The 18,819-nt window shown below is 46.8% G+C and carries 14 protein-coding genes; 3 read left to right on the forward strand and 11 right to left on the reverse strand.

Annotation, left to right across the window (positions count from 1 at the left end):
• Positions 1-57: 57 nt before the first annotated feature.
• The 5 genes from DXC51_RS23140 to DXC51_RS23160 all read right to left on the reverse strand — a co-directional run bounded on the left by DXC51_RS23140 (position 58) and on the right by DXC51_RS23160 (position 5,765).
• A complete protein-coding gene (locus DXC51_RS23140) occupies positions 58-1,263 on the reverse strand; it encodes a HAMP domain-containing sensor histidine kinase (RefSeq protein WP_243003258.1) in 1,206 nt (401 codons plus the stop codon).
• Positions 1,251-1,922, reverse strand: coding sequence for a response regulator transcription factor (locus DXC51_RS23145; protein ID WP_035322738.1), 672 nt, complete (start codon positions 1,920-1,922; stop codon positions 1,251-1,253). Before DXC51_RS23145 ends, DXC51_RS23140 begins: the two co-directional genes overlap by 13 nt.
• Before the next feature lie 88 nt (positions 1,923-2,010).
• Positions 2,011-2,856 (reverse strand): hypothetical protein, encoded by an 846-nt coding sequence (locus DXC51_RS23150; RefSeq protein WP_117545510.1) that lies wholly within the window; start codon positions 2,854-2,856, stop codon positions 2,011-2,013.
• A gap of 13 nt (positions 2,857-2,869) precedes the next feature.
• Complete coding sequence (locus tag DXC51_RS23155; protein WP_117545511.1) at positions 2,870-4,678, reverse strand: sensor histidine kinase; 1,809 nt, start codon at positions 4,676-4,678, stop codon at positions 2,870-2,872.
• Entirely contained in the window at positions 4,665-5,765 is a 1,101-nt protein-coding gene (locus DXC51_RS23160) for a response regulator transcription factor (protein ID WP_117545512.1), read from the reverse strand. Before DXC51_RS23160 ends, DXC51_RS23155 begins: the two co-directional genes overlap by 14 nt.
• Before the next feature lie 174 nt (positions 5,766-5,939).
• On the opposite strand from DXC51_RS23160, the gene DXC51_RS23165 reads away from it, so the two are divergent.
• Genes DXC51_RS23165 through DXC51_RS23175 form a run of 3 tightly spaced genes read left to right on the forward strand, consistent with a single transcriptional unit; the run spans position 5,940 to position 9,428 of the window.
• Entirely contained in the window at positions 5,940-6,863 is a 924-nt protein-coding gene (locus DXC51_RS23165) for an ABC transporter permease (protein ID WP_025490412.1), read from the forward strand.
• A 12-nt stretch (positions 6,864-6,875) separates the two neighbouring features.
• Positions 6,876-7,781: a carbohydrate ABC transporter permease gene (locus DXC51_RS23170; protein WP_117545513.1), complete on the forward strand. Its 906-nt coding sequence runs from the start codon at positions 6,876-6,878 to the stop codon at positions 7,779-7,781.
• 39 nt (positions 7,782-7,820) lie between these two features.
• On the forward strand, positions 7,821-9,428 hold the full coding sequence (locus tag DXC51_RS23175; protein WP_117545514.1) for a DUF3502 domain-containing protein: 1,608 nt from the start codon (positions 7,821-7,823) through the stop codon (positions 9,426-9,428).
• A gap of 172 nt (positions 9,429-9,600) precedes the next feature.
• Here the strand turns inward: DXC51_RS23175 and DXC51_RS23180 are convergent, their stop codons facing one another.
• From DXC51_RS23180 to DXC51_RS23205, 6 genes are all read right to left on the reverse strand, one after another.
• The gene (locus DXC51_RS23180; protein ID WP_025490409.1) at positions 9,601-10,284 is read right to left on the reverse strand and encodes a class I SAM-dependent methyltransferase; all 684 of its coding nucleotides are present in this window, start codon (positions 10,282-10,284) and stop codon (positions 9,601-9,603) included.
• A 241-nt stretch (positions 10,285-10,525) separates the two neighbouring features.
• Positions 10,526-14,176 (reverse strand): glycosyl hydrolase 115 family protein, encoded by a 3,651-nt coding sequence (locus tag DXC51_RS23185; protein WP_117531116.1) that lies wholly within the window; start codon positions 14,174-14,176, stop codon positions 10,526-10,528.
• 16 nt (positions 14,177-14,192) lie between these two features.
• Complete coding sequence (locus DXC51_RS23190; protein WP_025490408.1) at positions 14,193-15,092, reverse strand: carbohydrate ABC transporter permease; 900 nt, start codon at positions 15,090-15,092, stop codon at positions 14,193-14,195.
• 12 nt (positions 15,093-15,104) lie between these two features.
• Positions 15,105-16,019: an ABC transporter permease gene (locus tag DXC51_RS23195; RefSeq protein ID WP_025490407.1), complete on the reverse strand. Its 915-nt coding sequence runs from the start codon at positions 16,017-16,019 to the stop codon at positions 15,105-15,107.
• A 97-nt stretch (positions 16,020-16,116) separates the two neighbouring features.
• Positions 16,117-17,766, reverse strand: a complete 1,650-nt coding sequence (locus tag DXC51_RS23200; protein WP_207660873.1) for an extracellular solute-binding protein — start codon at positions 17,764-17,766, stop codon at positions 16,117-16,119.
• 123 nt (positions 17,767-17,889) lie between these two features.
• Entirely contained in the window at positions 17,890-18,666 is a 777-nt protein-coding gene (locus DXC51_RS23205) for a response regulator transcription factor (protein WP_025490406.1), read from the reverse strand.
• Positions 18,667-18,819: the final 153 nt, after the last annotated feature.

Consider the following 18,819-nt stretch of genomic DNA (forward strand, 5'->3'; position numbering starts at 1 on the left):
CTCCTTTTCCAAGTAATAAGGAGAGTGTAGCGCATGGATCTCAAGAAACGCTCAAGGCTATTTATTAATTTGAAAAACCGCCGTTGCGGCCGCTCCATGGCCCTGTACATTTTTAAGCGTCAGCGTTCCGCCATGTTTCATGCAGATCATCCGACAGACATACAGTCCCATGCCAAAGTGCTCCGCATCTTCCTTCATTTTTCCGAAGGGCTTCGGCCCGTCCTGCACGAGAGCGGCGGGATAGCCGGGGCCGTCATCCCGGACAGATAACGTAAGGAAGGAATCCCGGATACCGAGACGGATGGCTATCTCACTTTCCGCAAAGCGCGCGGCATTCCCAAGCAGGTTCTCCGCCACTGTCAGAAACAATCCGTAATCCAGAAGCACCGTACCTGTCCCGGACTGCTGCCCCGGGAAGGCATCATATATCTCGGGATGCTGCCTCGGGGCAGAATCATATATCTCGGACTGCTGCCCCGGGACGGTATCTGCCGCCTTTTCCCCAGCGCAGACAAACACCTTCAGTTTCGGAGCCAGCAGCCTCGCCGTTTCCTCCAGCTCCTCAAGCAATACAGCACAGGATACTTCCTTTTTGCAGACAGGCATTTGCTCCAGCCGCTGGATGCTGCCCATCACCTCCACATACTGCTCAATGCGCAGCGTATAGCTCTCAAGCCGGGAAAGCGCCTGTTCGTCCGCCGTCCCCTGCCGCAGCTGCTTCACGGTACCCTTCAGGACCGTTACAGGATTGCGGAGATCGTGGGAAAAGGCCGCGTTCAGCCGCTTTCGTTCCTCCGCCTGCCTCCAAAGCTCCTGATTTGATTTCAATAATTCTGCTCTCATGGTTTCAAACGCCGCACACAGCTGCCCCAGCTCGTCGTCCGACACCACCGGAATGGCAAAATCCAAATCCTGCTTCCTGATGCGCCGCACACCTTCCTGTAATATCATAATCGGCGCCCTGCATTTCAGGTGGTAGAACAAGGCTCCCGCACCGGCAAGGCCGCAGACCGGAAAAAGAATACAGGAAAAAATCTGGATATACCCCAATGCCGCCGACACCGCCCTCTGTTCCCCCGTCGGTTCCTCCAAATAAGTTATGATCCCATCCGGGCCAAACGCAATGCCTCCGGCGGGAAAGGCAGAACGGAGCGCGCTGCAGCCAGCCCAGACCGCGGCCGTCAGAAGCAGGGAGCCTAAAAGACACATGACGGCCAACAGGAAAAAGGCCTTCTTTAGCCCCATATTTTTTATCCGTTCCACTTATATCCGCACCCCCAGACCGTTTCAATATAATTATGAAGCGTATGCGCGCCCAGCTTCGCCCGGATTTTCCTGATGTGCTCCATAACGGTATCGCTGCTGCCTTCACCGTCAATACCCCAGACGGTTTCATAGATACGTTCCCTCCCGAAAACCTGCCCCTCATTCAGAGAAAGAAGCTCCACGATATCAAACTCCCTTTTTGACAGGGCCACCGGTTCACAGCCTGCCGCAACCGTCCGGGCTGAATAATCAATAGCCAGCTCACCGAAGAAACGGACCGTCATACATTTCTCCCGCCGTTTTTCCCGCCGCAGATGTGCGTCCACTCTGGCTCCCAGTTCCTCCAAATCAAAGGGTTTCACGATATAATCATCTGCCCCGGCCTGAAAACCGCTGATTTTATCCGCAGACTCCACCCGCGCCGTCAGAAATAAAATGGGACAGCTGATATATTCCCTTAGCCTCCGGCAAACCGCAAGGCCATCCATTTCAGGCATGTTGATGTCAAGAAGAATAAGCTCCGGATTCCGGGCGGCCTTTTCCAGCGCTTCTTTGCCGCTGTATGCGGTCAGGACCTCATATCGCGCCTGAAAATAACTCTTCATCATATCTACTATGCCGTACTCGTCATCCACGATCAATATTTTCTGTTTCATCACCTTTTCTCCCATTTATTTCTATCCTATTATGTTAAGTATAAACGGTAATTCTCAAGATTTTCCCAAAATGGGGAGGAAAAATTAATTACTGTTTTTCCGTATTCCCTCCTTCTGTTTTTCCTCCTATAACATCCTCCAGAAAAACCGGCCGGTATCCGTTTTGGTGGAGAATGCGCAGGGCGGAATGAAGCTTCTCCTCAAAGTCCGGCTGCCAGGCAGCATAATCTTCATAAAAATACTGCTCATGGGTCATCAACTGGATAAACGGCGTATGCTGTCTCCGTTCCACATTCTGAATTATGTTTTCAATAATAGCTTCCGTCTCGCCGAGCCCATGCTGGTTCAGAATGATATCGTTGTGCGCGAAGGTCAGGCCCGTCTGTGCATCATATACGAATTCTCCCCTGCGAAGTTTTTCCGCTTCATCCGGCGAAAGATGATAATGAAGGGCTTCCCTTCCCGTTTTTTCATAAAACATGCCAATCAGGCCCCTGATACCGTGATTCCCAAGCATGGAACAGCCCTCCGGGGACGCTGCCGCATAATGTATGGTAGTGGTGCGGGCCACAGCGTCCGGTCCTGCAATTCGGTTAAGCTGTGACATGACATCTTCAAAATCGCGCTCCAAAAGCGCTACATCATCTTCATAAGGATATGGGGGATCATTATGGCGCGCATGAAAAGAAAATTTAAGCCATCCGGAATTTTCTTTTAATTCCTTTTTATAAATATCGGGAACATCAGCCAGTGAAAAACTTCCGGGATAATAGCTGTAGAACATATTGAGCTGAAACTTGCAGCCAAACTCTTTATGCAGACGGAAGAGCATCGCCAGATAAGGGCTCTGTAATAAAGACGGTTCCTTCCGCCGGCAGGCGTTTTCCATAAAACGGATGTTATCATCAAGCGTAAAACAATATATTTTTTCCATAAATGTGCTCCTTTTATTCGTTGGAAATTTCAATGACTGCCGGAATATGGATTGTGACCACCGTCCCGGCGCCCGGGACGCTTTTGCAGGATAATCCATATTCGTATCCATAGGCTATCTTTAAACGGTCAATAATATTTTTAACACCATATCCGCCCGGCTCCCGTGCGATTTCACCCGGTGGAGAAGAAAATACCGCATCGGCTTTTTCCTGTGGCATTCCGATTCCATCATCGGCCACCTCTATATATACGTCTTCCCCTTTCCGGTATCCATGTACCGTAATGGTCCCCGTTCCGTCCTCCCGTTCATAAATTCCATGGATCGCCGCATTTTCAATGATTGGCTGGAGCACTATTTTTATAATGTACAGATTTTCGATTTCAGGGGAAATATCCCATCTGGTTTGAATCCGGTTTTCAAAGCGTGCATTCTGGATCCTCAGGTACATCTTTGCATGCAGGACTTCATCGCGGACAGGAATCCTGTCTTTTCCCCTGCTCAGTGAAATTTTATAAAAGGTGGCCAGGGAGGTGGCCACACCTGCGATTTCCGGCACGGCCTTCTGGATCGCCATGCAGTTAATGGTATCCAGCGTATTATAGAGGAAATGGGGGTTAATCTGTGCCTGGAGCGCTTTCAGCTCCAGATTCTTAATTTCAAAACCGTACCGGATTTTTTCCTCCATCAGCTGTTGGATACGCCCCATCATATGGTCGAAATGCAGAATGAGCTGTCCGATTTCATCTTTTCCCTCGCTGTTGAAGCGGACCTCCACGTCTCCATCCTCTACCTTCTGCATTGTTTCCGACAGCTGCCATATACGGCGGAGCATATGGTTGCTCAAATAGAGCGCAACGGCGTAGGCAGCCCCTGCAACCGCCGCCATGATCCCAATCATTTCATTGCGCAAAGCCCGGCCGACGGAATAAATATCCGTATAAGGGACCACCGAAACGAGCGTCCATCCGGTAGGCGGGAGCGTGGCGCTGTAAGTATAGCAGGGTATTCCGTCTAATTCAATGGTATTCCAGGTATCCTGGGCGGATTGTGAAAGGGAAGCCCCGATATCCTCCGGCAGATTCTGGCCGGCTCCATTTTCAGAGGATAAAACAGTGTTATCCCCGGAAAGCAGAAGCATGAAGCCGTTCTGTGTGATGGCGGTCCGGTTAAGCGCCTGTTCCAGCATGCTTTTTGATAAATCCACACGAAGGACGGCAAGAGGCGTAGTCAGGGTATCTGGATCATATATCACCCTCATACAGGAAAAAAAAGACTGCTCCCGGGAGGGTTGATCCGCAAAATCCAGAGGCGTGTACCATCGATTGGAAGGCGCCTGCCACAGTTTTTTATACCAGTTTGTATCCGCCGCCGAATCCAGTGGTAAAATGCGGGTATTCTCATTGGAATACAGATAGTCATTTTTCACATACAGACGGATGTTTTCCACACCGGAAAGCTGTTTCAGCTGATTAAAGGAGATTGCAAGGGCATTGGAATCCTCCAGCTGATAAATAACAGGATAGTCCTGGGGATCAGTAGACGCCATTTTATAAATCATGTCATCATAGGTGAGCAGCTCCGTAACATTGACTACCTTCTCGATGCGTGACTGCACGGCGGTAAAGGTTTCCTCAAAGGTCTTGCCCGCCGCCAAAAAGGTCTGCTCCTGAATCACAGAGCTGATGCGCCGCGTGGCGTAAAGGGTAAAAAAACAAAAGGGCAGGATCAGCACCATGAAAAAAATAAGCACCATTTTTACACGTAGGCTTGCATCCTGAATGATGTATCTGAAAATATATTTTAATTTATTTTGCTTCATGATGACGCTCCCTATATTCCCGCGGGGAAATACCTGTTTCTTTTGTGAATACCCTGGTAAAATATTTCCCGTTTGTATAACCGACACACGCCCCTACCTCGTACAGCTTTCTGGCAGGCTCCTTAAGCAGCTCACACGCCCGCTCAATGCGGGCTTTCGTGAGCGCGGCATTGATTGTCTGCCCGGTTTTTTTCTTGTAAACGGCGCACAGATAGCTGGTGTTAAAATTCAGATCCCGTGCGATCCCGTCCACAGTAACCGTACTTTCCGTAAAGTGTGCCTGGATATACCCGTTTACCTGTGATACCGGATCGAAATCCCTTTCCCTGATTTCTTCATATAAAAGTTCAGCAATTCGTAAAAGTTCATTTTCCAGATCCTTTAGACATTCCATCTGTGCAGTCATATATACAAAAGCACCGCCGGCAGCCTGTGCTTTGGCCGCGCCATGGAATTCAGCGGCGCTTTCCAGCAGGAGGCCTAACTGGGAATATACATTCCGTACATAGTCCGGCGGCGTACCTTCACACCTGCGGATCCGGGCGCACAGGGAATGCAATGCAAGCAGCAGGGCTGTTTCATCATTTGTCCCAAGCAATGCCCTGATCTGGCTTAAATCCGTTTTGGTAAGCGTAAAAACCTCTTTGTTCAGTAAAGCTGCCTTTGTATCCCCATGGTAAAAAAACAGCTCAGGATTCTTCTGTGCCTCTTCCCGGAGGCACAGACAGACAAGCTGCCGCACCATGGATGAAATCTCCGGTAAATCAAGAGGTTTCTCAATATACCCGTCAGCATGTAAATGGATGGCGCCCTTCAGGTATTCCTTATCAGTATAGCCGCTCAAAAAAACAAGGCGGCTGCCAGGGAACTGTTCCCGGATGAACTGCGCAAATTCCATGCCCCCCATATGCGGCATTTTAATATCAGTTATCACGATGGAAGGCTGCACTTTTTCCGCAAGCTCCAGCGCGCATACGCCGTTCTCCGCAAGGTATACGGCATCTGCGCCCAGCTCTCCCCAATTTATGTAATTTGCCAGAGTATCCCGCACCAGCTTTTCATCATCTACAATCAAAACGGATATCATAGCAGATTTCCCCTTTCATTTTATGAACACATTATACATCTGTTTTTATAGCCGCACAAATATAATCAGGCATTATGACGAAACAGCAAAATTCTGTGTTCCTTTCCAAATTTTGTTCCGTTGAAATCGAAATTCAAAAACTGTTATGCTTAATACAGAAAAGGAGGAGGGCGGATGAAAAAAACACATTTGCTGTTGAACGATTTAAAGAAAAACCGCATTAAGTGGCTGATGCTTGTTCCGGCGGCGGTTGCAGTAATCCTGATGTGCTATATCCCGATGACAGGCATCGTGCTTGCTTTTAAAGAATTCAATTACCAGGACGGCATCTTTGGAAGTCCCTGGATCGGCCTGGCGAATTTCAGTTATTTTTTTAAAAGCGGCAAAGCCTGGTCTATTACACGTAATACAATCCTGTACAACCTGGCCTTTCTGGCTGTTAATACTTTTTTCCAGATTACCTGTGCCATTTTATTATCAGAACTGGCGCACAAGCATTTCAAACGCATCACGCAGTCATTGATGTTTTTGCCTTATTTTATTTCATGGGTTGTGGTCGGCGCTTTTGTATACAATATGTTTAATTATGAATTCGGCGCTGTAAATACCCTGCTGCGTCAGCTGGGGCTGCACAGTGTTGATATTTATTCCAATCCGAAAGCATGGATTCCTATCCTGATCGGCGCAAGCCTTTTAAAAAACCTGGGCTATGGTACTGTGATGTATCTGGCAAGTGTGGTGAATATCGATGATCAGCTTTACGAGGCGGCGGATGTGGACGGAGCCACAATGTGGCAGAAAATATGGAACATTACGCTTCCGTGCATCCGGCCGACAATGGTCATTCTGATACTGCTTTCCATCGGCACCATTATGAAAGGGGATTTCCAGATGTTCTGGCAGGTGACGGGCAACAACCCTATGACGCTGGAGGTTACGGATGTGATTGACACGTATGTGACACGCAGCCTGATGTATTTGCAGGAATTCGGTATGACAAGCGCGGCAGGCCTGTATCAGTCCGTATTTTCCTTTATCCTGATTATGCTCGCCAATTATGCGGTCAAAAAAGTAGAACCCGACTATACACTCTTCTGAAAGGAGAAGGCAATGGAAACACAAACCGGTTCCAATAGAAAACTCAGCAGCGACCGGAGAGTATTCAATATCATCAGTGTGGTATTGCTTTCGCTGCTTACCCTGTTTTGTACTCTCCCGTTTTGGCTTATCCTCTCAGGCTCCTTCACCAGCCAGGATTCGATCCTGACGGATGGATACCGCCTGCTTCCGAAAATATTTTCCCTGGAAGCATATCAGTTTCTGTTCAAAGCGCCGGAAGATATGCTGCATGCTTATGGGGTCACGATTTTTGTGACTGCCGTTGGTACATTCTCCAGCATGATAGTTACGAGCATGGCTGCCTATGTGCTTTCAAGCAGAGATTTTACATACCGTAATACCGTTTCCTTTTTCTTCTATTTTACAACGGTTTTCGGAGGCGGCCTTGTACCATGGTATATTTTCAATATGAAATATCTTCACTTTAAAAACAATTATATTTCCCTGATTCTGCCTACGTTAGTCAATGTCACCTATCTGCTGATACTCAAAAGCTATATGGCCAACATCCCGGAGGCAGTTTTCGAATCGGCGCGGCTGGACGGCGCCAATGACTGGACAATATACCGCCGCATCGCGCTTCCTTTAAGCAAAGCCGGCCTTGCTACGGTGGGACTGTTTATTGCATTGAACTATTGGAATGACTGGTATGCAGCCATGCTCTATATTGATGATGACAGAATGTATCCTTTGCAGTATTATTTGAACGATATTCTCAACAAAAGCCAGGGAATGATGAATGCCGCCGCCCGTGCGGGAATTCCATCCGCACAGGTTCCCAGCGAACCTGTGAAGCTTGCGATGACTGTGGTGGCTACAGGTCCTATTGTCCTGCTGTATCCATTTTTACAAAAGTATTTCGTTAAAGGGGTTACTATCGGGGCCGTGAAGGGATGAGTGCCGCCCCGGTGAAAAATTAATTAAGGAGGGTTACAAATGAGAAGAAACTCTAAAATTCTTGCAATGTTTCTGGTACTGATAATGCTTGGGGGCATGTTTTTATCCGCATGCGGCCAAAAGCCCGCGCCGCCGGCAGACACCGCTCCGGCTGCTGCGCCGTCCGAAGAGCCGGACAGTAAAGCGGCTGTTGCGGAGACGGAAGGAACGGAAGCCATTGATACTTCCCAGGAAGTGAAGCTTGTCATGTACCTGTTAGGGGAGCGGACGCCGGATTTTGACAAGGTATTTGACCGGATTAATGAGAAGCTGAAAGAAAAAATCAATGCGACCATCGAAGTTAAATTCATGGGATGGGGGGAATGGGAGCAGAAGTATCCCCTGGTATTTGCATCCGGTGAGGACTTTGACCTGATTTACTCTGCAGACTGGGCCATGTACAATACCCAGGCAAGCAAACAGGGATTCTATGAAATCACGAAGGATGAGCTTGAAAAATATGCTCCCCTGACCGCCGAAAGCATTTATGAAGATGCCTGGGAACAGGCTAAAGTAGACGGGAAGGTCTATATGCTTCCCATGAATTATAAAGAGCTCACTGCCTTTGTATTCCTTGTACGCGGTGATCTTATGGAAAAATATGGGATTGAGAAAGTAGAGACGATGGACGATGTGGAAAACTATCTGGATCAGATCGCGAAAAATGAACCGTCCCTGATTCCTCTGGATATCGGCTCTGACTTCGATGCTCGTATGCTTTATGACCTGTTCTGGCAGAAGGAAACAGTGAACCGTCTGGAAAAAATCAATCCCATGCAGCTGATGGGATATACCAAAAAAGGGGACGATACCGTCACCGTATTCAATGAGACGGAGGATCCCGCTTTCCTGACTGCCGTAGAAAAGCTTCAGGATTGGAAAAACCGCGGTTTCTGGAGTAAGAGCGCGGTGGTAAATACACAAAACAACAAAGAGAGCTTTGCGGCAGGAAAAAGCGCCGCTGCACTGATGAACATCAATAATGCGAAAAGTGAATATACAAATAATACCCTTGCGCACCCCGAATGGGATATCCGTGTGGTGGACGCACAGGGAGATGTCCCTGCTATCGTACAGTCGTATCTTGCAAATGGCATGTGCATTTTCTCAAAGTCCAAAAATCCTGAGCGTGCACTCATGGCGCTGGATCTGCTGCGCAATGACGAAGAGCTTCATGATCTTTTCTGCTATGGGATTGAAGGAGAGCATTACATTGACCTTGGCAATGGAAAGATTGAATTAACGGAAAATAACAGCAATTATCCCTACGACACCAACGGCAACTGGGGCATCCGAAATGATAAATACTGGAAATCAGTGGAAGGCGGAATCCCCAATTATGACAAATTATATGACAAGTGGATAAAAACAGCGCAGGCAGGGGAATTCGCAGCATTTACCTTCAACAATGAAAGTGTGAAAAATCAGGTTGCAGCTATGAATGATATTTATAACACTAATATCAAACTGCTCTACCTTGGCTTTACAGATGATCCCCAAAAGGACATAAAGGCAACACAGGAAAAGCTGAAGGCCGCCGGAGCCGATGAGGTTTATTCGGAAATGACACGGCAGGCAAAGGAATGGAAGGATTCTTTGCAGGAATAGGCGGCAGTATATGATCTTATTGGAAACAGTCTCTGTCCGGCAAAGACTCAGGCCATAACCAAAACGGTCCGCGGACAAAGCGCCGCGGACCGTTTTCTTATCCGCAATGCATTGTCCCTATACTCTCCGGGCAGCTTCCCATACCATCCATCCGTGCAATGTCGGCCGCCCATTATTTTTTGGGAGCCGTTTTTTTCAACAGGAACAGACGGTTCAGTCCCTCCTGCCACGGATACCTGAACTCCATATAGCGTTCCACGCGGCCATAAGAGGCCAGTATCCTTTTCCAGTGTTCCGTTGTTTCCTGATGAAGCCGGAGAACCCCGTCTTCCTCATACAGATGATCCCCCATTTTCTGATAATCAAACCTTTTTAAGTCCTTGGGGGAATAAAAGGGATTCAGTTTAATGAACCAGTACCCTCCGGGGGCAAGAACACGATCCAGGTTCCGCAGGACGCTCTCGTCCGCCTTCTTTGGCATCACGTCCAGAACATTTGACAATATGACTCCGTCAAATTCACCGGCCCCAAAGCCGGCCAACATACTGCTGTTTCCCGTAAAAAAATGCAGGCCCCGATATCCGCTCATATTTGCCGTCTTCCTTGCAAATTCAATCCCCCGTTCCGCCTCATCGATTCCAACGCCTTTTTTCCCCGGAAAATTCTGGATATATTGAAAAATAATATCCCCTGTTCCGCATCCAAAATCCAGTACATAACTGGTTTTTTCGCCGAATTCCCGCAGACAGTTATCAAAGCCCGGTTCCACTGCCAGGTCCGTATTCCTCAAATCCACTGCCTGATATTCTGAGTAGATTTCATTCCATATACCTGTTTTTCTTCCATATGATTCCATTTATCCCCTTTCCGTTTCTGTTTCAACCTGCATTCCCGGCAACACCTGATACTTTATAATAGTTTTTTAATATCACCTTCTTTCCTCATATATAGGACACCATCAAAACAAAGCGAGGAGTCAGATCCTCTGCCCCTCGCCGTTTAATCATATTATATGGTTATTCCATGGAGATGTATTTCTCTTTCTTATCTGACTACGTTGTACCACTTGTTACCGGCGCTGTCAATATACATCTGCATTACTCCAAATTATCTTTGTTTCTCTTGCTCTCCCTCCAATCAGCATCCACGGGCGGCCAATCCTTTTCCCGGGTTAAATAAATCCGGTCTATCCGAAGCCCTGATTTTCTGCCAATAACAGATAGAACATGTACACCGGCATCCATTTCCATAACAGCCGCCGCGCGCCAGTGCCACCTTTGCTTCATGCTATAGGTAAAAAATCCGCCATGGGAAGAAAAGGTTCTTTCCGCGTCTAGTACCATACCATCCAGCGCAAAATAGCAGGAATCGCTGTCGGTATCTTCAAATTTCATCAGAAGCCATACAAAATAGTTTCCGGCATCCCGTATCCTGATGCGATAGTGCATTCCCGGAGCTTCCTGCGGATTTTCCCAATATCTACCCCTTCCTTCTATCATCATGGCAAGGCCTGAACGGCCGTCCGTTTCTGACTGGGTGTGGCTCCAGCAATATTTTCCATTCGGGACAGAAGGCGTCAAATATGCATTCTCTGAATTTTCCAACGCATACTCTGCCTCAATTGCCACAACTCCATCCTGTTCCTCAAACAGTCCGTTTCCAAATTCCTGAAATACATCTTTCGTACCATCCGCCCGGGTTCTGTACTTAATATTTCCCAACCGATTCTCTTTTTCATCGCTGCGCGCATACAGTCTCTCTGTTTTCCAGAAATCCGGCGCCGCATACAACATGGGAAGCAGCAGCTCCTTATCTGCAGGGCTGCCATAAAGTTCCCGCCAAAAGGCTGCCTGAACTTCTCTGGCACTTTCCGGCATCCTATCGTCTTCGGCTTCTTTCCATTTTGTCCCATCAAAAAAAGCGCTCTCCAACGGGCCGAAATTGCTTTCCTTCCGTCTACGGGTATAAATGACCAATTTATGCAGCGTTACGTATTGATCCACAGGATATATTTTCAATCTGTGCAGACCTGCAGGCAGCCAGGGAAGCATAGTGTAAAGCTTTTCCCCATCATTCATAACCGCCTCTTTCCAGCTGCCTTTCCATTCGTCCACTGTTTTAGTTTCAATAATTACCGGCCGGCCGTTATCCACTCCAATGGCAAACCTCACCTTCCCGACAGGATTGAGCGTGAGGAACCGGTGTATTTCCAGGAGAAAAGCTCCGCTGCTTTCCAGGAAAAAAGAATAATCCAGATAACAGCTGTCCATTATTTTTAAATTCTCACCGGATACCGCCGCCATATCTTCACCGGCTTCCAGGAATGCCTCCATAGCGCTTCCCCAGCCTCTTCCCAAATGTTTTATTTTTCTCCAGCAGGCCTCTTTCGAACACACGCTTTCCGCATATCCCTCTGCAGGAATGGAAATACAGCCGTCAGCTTCCGCGTAGAAAGGCTCCGTATATGAATAAGCCGCCTCCTTCAAAGCCTGTACCTCAATTTCGAACCGGCCGCCATCTTCCCCGGTAATGACGATCTTCCCCGTTCTTCCTTTTGCAAAGGATGCGGCACGTTCACTTTCCCGGATATGGACGCTCAGCATTTTTTCCACAGCAGCCCTGCCTTCCTTTTCACTGATTTCCAGCCAATCCGGAATCTCTGCCCGAAAGCCAACCGTCCCGCATCCTTTATTATAAAGGATAATTGTTTTCTCTTTGCTTCCATGTGGATGAAAGATAAATTTATCCTCCCACATAGCTCCAAGAGACGCGGCTCCAATCACCAGAGCAGGTTTGGCCGCCGGATACAGTACCGTCGGAGGCGGTGTAAAACTTTCCGGGGTCAAAATACCTTCCCATTTTCCATTCTGCATCACATGATTATAATAATACAGCAGCTCCTGCTTTCTTCGATCCATCTGCCTTGACTTTTCCAGATACTCATCCGCCGCCTGCATTCCTCCCCACTCCCAGAAAAGCCTGCTTCTGTCCGCATAGTAAAAAGAAGCATTTATATAGTAGGAAGCCTGCAGCTTCATGAGAAACAATTCAAAAAAGGCATCTCTTTCCTCCGCAGGAAGACACTGATAGATTTCACCCGCCCTGTCCGACAATTCCTTTAGGCTGTCTAACCTGCGCTTCGCCTCATTCCCATAGGCAGCCTGCGAAAATTTATCCGACTGCAGATGCTCCGGCTTACATACGTTATTAAGCTGGGCAAACCGATTATAAATATCTGCTGCCGCCACGCCGAAATCTCCGGAAAAATTTCGGTTAATCCAACAGGAAATAAACTGGCTTACATCCTTTGTCTCTCCTTCCTTCCGGCCGGCTTCCCAACCATAACGCAGGAAAAATTCCGTATCTATTTCCAGGGGCTTCAGCGCTCCCACATTCAGCACCCACATCTTCCTGATGCCCTGCTCCCAGCATTTTTTCAGTTCATTTCCCGTCTGCGCCAGAGGAATGGAGTTGAAAAAAAGATAACTCATACCAGGGGACGCCCAGTAGGATGAATGATAATACAGACCATTTCCGCCTCTCCGCTTCCGTTCCTCTTTTTGGGGATAGCGCCTCATATATCCAAAGTTATCATCCACCCAAATCAAGGTTACATCCTCGGGGATTTGCAGGCCGCCGTCATACAAATCCAGGACCTCTTTATACGGGATAAAGGTCTGCACTGCCTTCTTTCCTTTATCTTCACCCAATACCTCTGTCAGGATCTGCCTCTGATCGCAAATCACCTTCTCCAGCAATTTAATCTTCTTTTCCGTTCTTTCTTGCGGTGTCAGGGAAGCGTCCTGATCAATGGTTTCAGTTACAAACCCTGAATCATGGATTCCGCGCATACCGACGGTATAGCACACTTCATAATCCTGGTTCATCTCCACGCTTTCCGCCCAATACTCCTTGATTATTTCTCTGTTTTTATCAGGGAGTGAATAATCATATCTGATATTCTCATATCCCTTTTTCTTCAGCCAGGGCGTCCACTCATTCTGATTACTGCGAAGTAACATATCACAATGGGAAGTTCCCACAATAATCCCCATTTTCTCAGCAAGCTTTCCGTTTTCAGGATCACCGTTAAAGTAATTCACATGCATGGCAGGCCATATATAATTCGCTTTTAACCTGAGCAGCAGTTCAAAAATATGAGCATAGGTTACCGGTCCTATGGTATCATCTTCCGTATGCAGCTTTGACCATGCCTCCAATTCCTCTTCGTCATTCAGGAAAATTCCTCTGTAAGGCACATCAGGCCAGTCCGCTTTGCTGTAATCCTTTGAAAAAATAAACCGTTCCTTTTTTCTGACCGGAACATCAGCCCAGAAATACCACGGGGAAATCCCCAGCTGTTCGCTTAAATCATAAATACCAAAAACGGTTCCTCTCCGATCCGCCCCCACAATATAAAAGGAACTGCCATAAATCTGATGCAGATAAGCCTCCCAGCGTCCCTTCCCCTGACCGTCCATAATCCTTTCCAGCGCCGGAAGCATTTCCTCCGGAATATTCTGTAAAGAACAGGGAGTATCCATAGTGATAATAATTATCTCCGTCTCATTTTCCGAGACAGAATTCCCAAAGCTGCTTCCCAATTCCACGTTACAGTCACAAACTTTTCGGATATCCTCCGCCAGCTTTGAAACTGCACATTTTACTGCGCTGTTTTCTTTTTCAGAATAAGTAATCCTTACTTTTTTCCCTGTTTCCAGCAGGACAAAATCTCCGTCTCTTTCCATTTTCTTTCCTCTGCGATCAGCCCTTCACGGCGCCAATCATCACACCCTTTTCAAAATATTTCTGAATGAACGGATAGATACACAATACCGGCATCGTGGACACAATGATCACGGCAAACTTAATCTGATCCGCATACTGCTGGGCATAGCTTCCTTCTCCCATGCCCGTCGTCCCTGCCATAGCCTGATTACTGATCAGTATATTTCTCAGAACCGTCTGCAGTGGCTGATATTCATCCCGGTTCAGATAAAGCAGTGCAGTGAAGAAATCATTCCAGTGTCCCACCGCATAATATAGTGTTATTACGGAAATAACCGCTTTTGACAAAGGAAGGACAATCGCGGAAAAATATTTGAAATGGGAGCATCCATCCAGCTCTGCCGCTTCCTGCAGCTCATTTGGAATGGAATTTTCAAAAAAGGTCCTTGTAATAATCACGTTATAGACACTCACCGCTCCCATAACAATCATAATTAAAGGTGAGTTAGTAAGATGCAGGGATTTAACCAGCATATATGTAGGTACCATGCCTCCGCCGAAGTACATGGTGATGACAAAAAGCGTCATCACAAAACGGCGCGCCCGAAACCTGCTCTGCGCCAGCACATATGCTGCCGGAAGGGTCACCGCAAGATTCAGCAGCGTTCCGCATACCGTATACAAAATCGTATTTCTGTATCCCACCCACAAATCCATGCGCTCCAGGATTTTCCGATATCCAAAGAAATTAATATCTTTCGGGAACAGGGTTACAAGCCCCTGATTTACCATATTGGAATTACTGAAGGAGGCAATCACTATAAAGTACATGGGGTACAATACTATCACCAATGCAGCAACTGCAATTGCCGTTACAAAAATATAAAAAATACGGTCTGACAGACTCTGCTGCATTTTCTTTCCAACTGCTTTCATGTTCTATTCCTCCTACATCAGGCTGATATCTGCGGCCTTCTTCGATACCATATTGGCAATCATCAGAAAAGCAAAATTTATAACTGTATTAAAGAGCCCTACTGCAGAGCCAAAACTGAATTGCCCCGACTGTACGCCCACATTAAAAACATAAGTTGAAATAACCTCTGATACCGGCAGGTTCATATCGTTCTGCATTAAAAATACTTTTTCGAAGCCCACACTTAATACACGTCCCATATTCATAATCAGCAAAATAACAATAGTGGGGACAAGCGCCGGCAGCTCCACATGGATTACCTGCTGCCAGCGGTTGGCACCGTCCACCTTTGCGGCATCATACAGCTGCCCGTCCACTGAGGAGAGTGCCGCAATGAAGATAATGCTGTTCCAGCCGGCCGACTGCCAGATTCCGGACAAAACATAGACCGGTACGAAAGCACTGGGTGTACCCAGAAGGTTGATGGAAGGTGGTATCAGATGCATGCTTTTCAACAGACCGCTGACCACACCGGTAGAAGGGGAAAGCAGTATCTGGAGTATGGCAACCATAACGACCGTTGAAATAAAATAGGGCATATAAACCGCGGTCTGCACCACCTTTTTCAGTTTCTGCTGTCTTAACGAGTTTACTACAAGCGCCAGCAGTATCGGCGCCGGAAATCCACATATCAAAGTAAAAAAGGAAATAATAAAGGTATTCCGAAGCGTTGTCCAGAACATGGGGCTTTCAAAATATTGTATGAAATATTTGAAGCCTACCCAGTCCCCTCCGGTTAACCCCTTGGAAAAATCATACTTGCGAAATGCAAGCTGGATTCCATACATGGGTCCATAGCAAAATATAATAATATAGACGATCGCCGGCAAAATCATTATCCAAAGCTGCCAGTCTTTTTTTAGAACGGACAATATTTTTCGTCCCATAGCGTACCTCCGCTGATGCAGTTTTTTATAGTCCTTTATCTGGTAAGAGCCGGGAAAACTGTTTCCAGATGTTTTCCCGGCTCCTGCATTCTCCGGATTACTCCATTGATGCCAGATATCGCTCATATGCTGCCTGTCTGATCTCAAGATTCTGCGTCAGGCCGATATCATAAACAGACTGCACATAGGCATCCCATTCTTCTTCTATATTTCTTGAAGGTTCTGTGAGCCATGCGGAATAAGTCTGATCCACTATATTATTGATATTAGCCTGTGCCATGGCAAGATCGGAATTTTCATCCGTCGTGTAGGTTATGAATTTGGACGGATAAGTCTCACACTTTTCCTCCATCATATCCAGCGTCGCTTCCAGAGGCTTTCTTTCCTCCAGGACTCTCTGCATATCTTCGCCCATAGTCAGTCTGTCCTTCATATCGTCCGGAATATAATAAGGACTGTAATCCGCAAAGGAATTTGTCCACTTCCAGGTTCCTGCATCAATACTTGAATCAGCGGGAGGCAGTACGGTATAGGTTCCGTCTCCATTATCCTGAATACATTTGTCGACATCATTCATACCGCCGAACAGCACCTGGATTCCCATATCTTCCGCATAAAAAGCATCAATAAACTTTACCGCCGCCTCTTTGTTTTTGCAGTTTGCACTCAAAGCTACCGTCGCGGCATTAACAGAGTTATTATCGGAATAATAGCCCCAGTAAACCTGACTTTCATCGGAATCCGCATGAGGCTTCAGTGCGGGCATCGGCGTATATTGATCCGCCACCTCCGTTCCGAATCTGTCACCGCTTTCCCAGCCCAGAGTGACGCCAACCCTGGCCGTTTTTCCTTCTCCGCGGGCAAGTGACTGGAATTTGGAATAATCCTGTGTGATCACTTCCTCATTAATCACCCCCTCACCATACAGCTTCTGCAGCCACTGCATAAAGGTTTTATAACGTTCATCCACACGGTAATTCTTTACCTTGCCGTCTTCCACGAAATAGCCGTCACTTTCATTCATCATAGGAACGCCAAAGCAGGCCAGCATAAAAGTAGGAAAGCCGGAAAAATCCAAAGGTATTTCATCCGTCGTATCACCATTGCCGTTAGGGTCGCCATTCTTGAATGCAATCAGAACCTCTTCCAGCTCATCCATTGTTGTGGGGACCTGCAGTCCCAGATTGTCCAGCCATGTCTGGTTTATATACAGAACCCTGTTTGTTCTCGGCCAGAGGCTCCTGTAATTAGGGATTCCGTAAATTCCATCCTTTTCATCGGTACAAAGCACCCGCAGTTCAGGATGATCTTCAAACATTTTAGCTACATTAGGCATTTTCCCCTCATCTATGTAAGGCGCCAGATTTTCAAAGAGTCCGTTATAGGTGGCAAAATCAGTGGTAACCGTTGCTTTCACCAGAATATCCGGAATATCCCCTCCTGCAAACATAACGCTTTTTTTCTGATCCCAGTCTGCAGTTATCTGCTGCCATTCCACGTCAACTCCGTTTTCTTCCTCCAGAAGCCTCAGCCATTCCATTTCATTTACATCTTTTGTGAGACTGTGTTTGGAAATCAATGCTGTAAGCTTAACCGTTTCACCATTTGTTTTCTCTTCTCCCTGTGTTGTTGAAACAGAAGCCGCAGAAGTCTCATCTCCTCCGCCGGAGGTATTTCCGCAGCCGGCCAGACAGCTTATTCCCAGACAACCGGCCAGTATCCATGCTAACCATTTTTTTGCTTTCACTTTTTCTACTCCCTTTCCTGATACATAGTCTTAAATCACTTTAAAATTGATGTCGACATCGTTGTGAGATTATTATATTGAAAAAAGGGCAGCGGAAAAATGGATCAGATTTTGTTTTATGTGTTATTTTTTCTCTGTCATCATTTTCTCCCTGCAGGCTGTAGGCGTCATTCCCGTTTCCTCTTTAAAAACCTTGGCAAAGCGCCTGGCGTCTTCAAAGCCTACCCTCTGGGAGATTTCATTAATGCTCATATCGGTATTGCAGAGAAGTTTTTTACTTTTTTCAATCCGCAGCTTTCTTAAGTAGGTGCTGAAATTTTCCCCGGTGTATTCTTTAAAGGTACTTGAAAACATGGAATAATTCATGGAAACATGATTGGACACTTCAGCCATATCTATGGATTTACCATAATTCTGCCGGATATAGTCAACCGCACGCTGCATTTTTAACCGGCTTACCCCGGTAACCTCAGCTTCATTGCCGGAATTCATCTTTTCCGGACTTTCCACACCTTTTGCCCGGAGAATTTCTTCAGCATGCCAGAGAATCTTTCCAAGTTCCTCCCGATCCACCGGCTTAAGCAGATAATCAACTGCCTGAAATCTCATCATGCCCTTCACATATTCGAATTCCGCATATCCGCTGATTGCTGCTATGAGGGGCCGTTCTTCCTCTTCCAGATTTTCATATATCCACTTTGAAAGCTCCAGCCCGCTCATTACCGGCATTTTTATATCTGTCAGTACAAGGTCATACCTGTCCTTTTTCAAACATTCAACCGCATCCCTGCCATTGCGGCACTCCGTTATTTCACTGTAAGGGACTCCGCTGTTCTCAATCATGACATAAATCCCATACCGGATCATTTTTTCATCTTCCACCAGTAAAATCCTTCTCATAGCATTTCCTCCGCATTTATTGTAAGCACTACTTTCGTATAACAGTTTTCCATGGAAAAAATTTCAACTCCATACTGTTCTCCGTACATCAGCCGGATTCTTGAGACTGTCTATATAACTGTGTATTGTAGTAAATTGGTATGTACCCGGTTT

It is taken from the genome of Eisenbergiella massiliensis (assembly GCF_003435485.1).